General features: G+C 61.6%; 3 protein-coding genes. 1 reads left to right on the top strand and 2 read right to left on the bottom strand.

The window, feature by feature from the left end; translation table 11 throughout:
• On the top strand, positions 1-406 hold a 406-nt coding region (locus VMR03_RS13425), incomplete at its 5' end, for an MAPEG family protein (protein ID WP_325406043.1).
• A 43-nt stretch (positions 407-449) separates the two neighbouring features.
• Here VMR03_RS13425 and VMR03_RS13420 read toward each other — a convergent pair.
• Together VMR03_RS13420 and VMR03_RS13415 are read right to left on the bottom strand one after the other, a co-directional pair.
• Complete coding sequence (locus VMR03_RS13420; protein WP_325406041.1) at positions 450-1,880, bottom strand: sensor histidine kinase; 1,431 nt, start codon at positions 1,878-1,880, stop codon at positions 450-452.
• Between the two features lie 117 nt (positions 1,881-1,997).
• The gene (locus tag VMR03_RS13415) at positions 1,998-3,290 is read right to left on the bottom strand and encodes an adenylosuccinate synthase (RefSeq protein WP_325406039.1); all 1,293 of its coding nucleotides are present in this window, start codon (positions 3,288-3,290) and stop codon (positions 1,998-2,000) included.
• Between the last annotated feature and the right edge of the window lie 278 nt (positions 3,291-3,568).

Genomic DNA, 3,568 nt, shown 5'->3' with positions numbered 1-3,568 from the left:
CATGACTGCCGAACTCTGGTCGCTCGTCTGGAGCGCCGTGCTGCTTCTCGTTCTGATCTTGCTGGCGTCGGCCGCGAATACCCGCGTCAAAAGCGTTGCCTGGAACGCCGGCAACCGCGACGATCCGGCGCCTTCGACCGGCTGGCCGGGACGTGCCGATCGCGCCTATCGCAACATGCTGGAGACGTTGCCGGTTTTCATCATTCTCGTGCTGGTTGCACAGGTGGCCAACATTCACTCGTCCAACACGGTGCTTGGCGCCCAGCTCTATCTCTGGGGCCGCATCGGCCATGCGGTGCTCTACCACGCGGGCATCGCCTATGTACGCACGCTCGCCTGGCTCGTCAGCATCGTCGGCCTGGCGCTGATCTTTGCCGAAATCCTGAAGGCGGCACCGACCGCCTGAAATGGTGGCACACGCACCGCGGCAAAGGCCGAGGTGCGTGTGTTCACGCAATGGCGCGTACCGGCGCGACAAGTCCCGACGGAAACTCGCCCCAGACGCGCGTACCGACATCGGGCGTGCTGTCCACGCCGAATGTGCCGCCCATCGCCTCGATCAATCCTTTTACGATCGACAGTCCCAGGCCCGTGCCGCGTCCTTCGACGCTCACATAATGATTTACCTGGCCGAAGGGCTCGAGAACCTTCGCCATGTCGTCGGGCGAGATTCCGACGCCGGTATCCTCGACGCCGAGGATCAAGGTTCCGTCCGGCCGACTGCAGGCAAAGACGGTTGCCGAGCCGCCCGGCTTCGTGAACTTCACGGCGTTCGACAGAAGATTGGTCAATATTTGCACGAGTGCGCGTTCGTCGGCACGCATCGTCGCGAAGGACGGAATATCGAAACTGATCCGGACGTCTGCTTTCTCCGCCTGAATTTTGACGAAGTGCGCCGCCTCTTCCGCGACGTCGCGCAACAGTACCTCCGTTTGCTCCAGTTCGCGCTTGCCCGCCTCGATCTTCGATACGTCGAGAATATCGTTGATAAGCGCCAGAAGATGCTCGCCGCTTTCATGTATGTCGCGGATATAGTCCGTATACCTCTCCGGCGCGACACGACCGTATGTCCCCTGCAGCATCAAATCGGAGAATCCCATGATCGCGTTCAGCGGTGTACGCAGATCGTGGCTCATGGAAGCCAGGAATTCGCTCTTGGCGCGGTTAGCCTCTTCGGCCTGCCGACGCGCGTTTTCGGAAATTCGGTGGGCCTCCGCAATATCTCTTGTCAGGGTTTCATTTTTCAGCTTGAGCCTGATCGCGCCGCTCACATTCGAGGAGATACTCCAGGCTAGGCCGCCCATCAGCAAGCCATAGCCGGCGAGGTTGATCGGGCCGAGAAATGACATTTCGTGCGCGGCCGCTGCAGCGTGGAGCATGAGAATGGGGATATAGATGACCGGGCACAAAATCGAAATCGGCAATGCGGGGCCGTAGATCGTGATCGTGACCGCGAGGCTCGCGCAGAGGAAGCTCGTGATGAAGGCGTTGTTCGCAACGTCGCCGGGCGTCCAGATGATCGCGACGATGAGGGGCCACAGGATGTTCAACGGCAGCACCGCGCCTATGCAGATGAGCGTCCATCGTCCCGCGTCCTCGGGCTTCTGATCGCTGTCGCGAAAGCGTTTGAAAACTGCGCTATCCACGACGTTGGCCATGAAGATGCCGACGACCCAGAGGATGACGTCGACCGGCCTTGCCCAGATCAGGGCGCTGGGGGAAAGCACCATCGCCATGAAGGGAACGAAAAAGAACGAGAGTTTTCCATTGCGCGCGACCAGCCGCAGGGCCTCGATGCGGACCTGCGCGGCAACAGGGTCCGTCGGGATCAGGAACTCCCGGAATTTGGCCCGGAGCTGTATGAGGTGTCGAACAAACATGCCCCCATGAACGCAGGGGCCCGTTAAGACTTTTTAGGTCCGTTCGTTAAAAATTTACGATTTTGCCTAAAAATTGAATCCAATCGGCTCCACAGTACTGGAACGGGTCAAAAGGCCTCAATCCTCGAAGGGATCCTTCATCAGGATCGTGTCCTCACGCTCGGGTGAGGTCGAGAGCAGCGTCACCGGCGCCTCGATCAGTTCCTCGACATAACGGACATATTTGATCGCCTGCGCGGGAAGGTCGGCCCAGCTCCGCGCGCCGAAGGTCGTTTCCTTCCAGCCTTCGAGCGTTTCATAGATGGGCTCCACGCGCGCCTGCAGCGCCGCAGAGGCCGGCAAGTAGTCGATCGTCTTGCCGTCGAGCTTGTAGGCGACGCAGACCTTCACCTCGTCGAAACCGTCGAGCACGTCGAGCTTGGTCAACGCGACATCGGTGATGCCCGATGTCTTGATCGCCTGACGCACCAGCACAGCGTCGAACCAGCCGCAGCGGCGCTTGCGGCCCGTGACCGTGCCGAACTCATGACCGCGTTCGCCAAGGCGCGCGCCATCCTCGTCATGAAGCTCCGACGGAAACGGACCCTCGCCGACGCGCGTCGTATAGGCCTTGGTGATGCCGAGCACGGTGTGGATCGAGGAGGGGCCCATGCCGGAGCCGGTCGCCGCCTGCGCCGAGACCGTGTTCGACGAGGTCACGTAAGGATAGGTGCCGTGGTCGATATCGAGCAGCGTGCCTTGCGCGCCTTCGAAGAGGATGCGCTTGCCCTGCCGCTTCAGATCGTCGAGGAGGCGCCAGACCGTATCCATGAAGGGCAGGATCTTCGGCGCGACTTCCTTCAGCTGCGCGGTCAGCACCTTGCCGTCGATGAGTTCCTTGCCGAGCCCCTTGCGCAACGCATTGTGATGCGCGAGCAGCTTCTCGACCTTGTCCTCGAGCGCGTCGAGATCGACGAGGTCCATGACGCGCAGCGCGCGACGGCCAACCTTGTCCTCGTAGGCCGGTCCGATGCCGCGCTTCGTCGTGCCGATGCGCGTGCCGGAATTCGACGTCTCGCGGATTTCGTCGAGCTCGCGGTGAAGCGGCAGGATCAGGACGGCATTCTCGGCGATGCGCAGCGTCTCCGGCGAAACGGCGACGTCCTGTTCCCGGAGCCTGCCGAGTTCGTCACAGAGCGCCCAGGGATCGACCACGACGCCGTTGCCGATGACCGAGAGCTTGCCTGGACGCACGACGCCCGACGGCAGCAGCGACAGCTTGTAGACCTTGCCGTCGATGACGAGCGTGTGGCCGGCATTGTGGCCGCCCTGGAATCGCACCACCACATCGGCGCGCTCCGACAGCCAATCCACGATCTTGCCCTTGCCCTCGTCGCCCCACTGAGAGCCGACAACCACCACATTCGCCATGATTTCAATGCCTTAAGGGAGACCGCGCGGCGGCCCAAACAAGCCAAAAGCCCCCAATGCCTTTCGGCCGGGGGCTTTCGCAGTTTCTAACGGAATGATGACGGGAAGGAAAGCAGTTTGGGGGCGGTTTCGTCCTATAAATCCCACCGCCCTTCGTTCTATCCTGCGCCCTCGCCGCAACCGGACCGAAAGGAAACGCATATGAGCTGGCAACCTTCCACCGATCCGGAACCCGGCGACCGCAAAGCCTGCGACGCGCTCGAAATGGTGATCGTGCC

Origin of the sequence: Parvibaculum sp., from assembly GCF_035511255.1 — a bacterium.
GTDB lineage: Bacteria > Pseudomonadota > Alphaproteobacteria > Parvibaculales > Parvibaculaceae > Parvibaculum.
This window is presented reverse-complemented; position numbering and strand designations above follow the sequence as displayed.

Excerpts from the sequence above, each read along its gene's own strand:
- VMR03_RS13420 (WP_325406041.1), bottom strand. The coding sequence starts at position 1,880 with ATGTTTGTTCGACACCTCATACAGCTCCGGGCCAAATTCCGGGAGTTC.
- VMR03_RS13415 (WP_325406039.1), bottom strand. The coding sequence starts at position 3,290 with ATGGCGAATGTGGTGGTTGTCGGCTCTCAGTGGGGCGACGAGGGCAAG.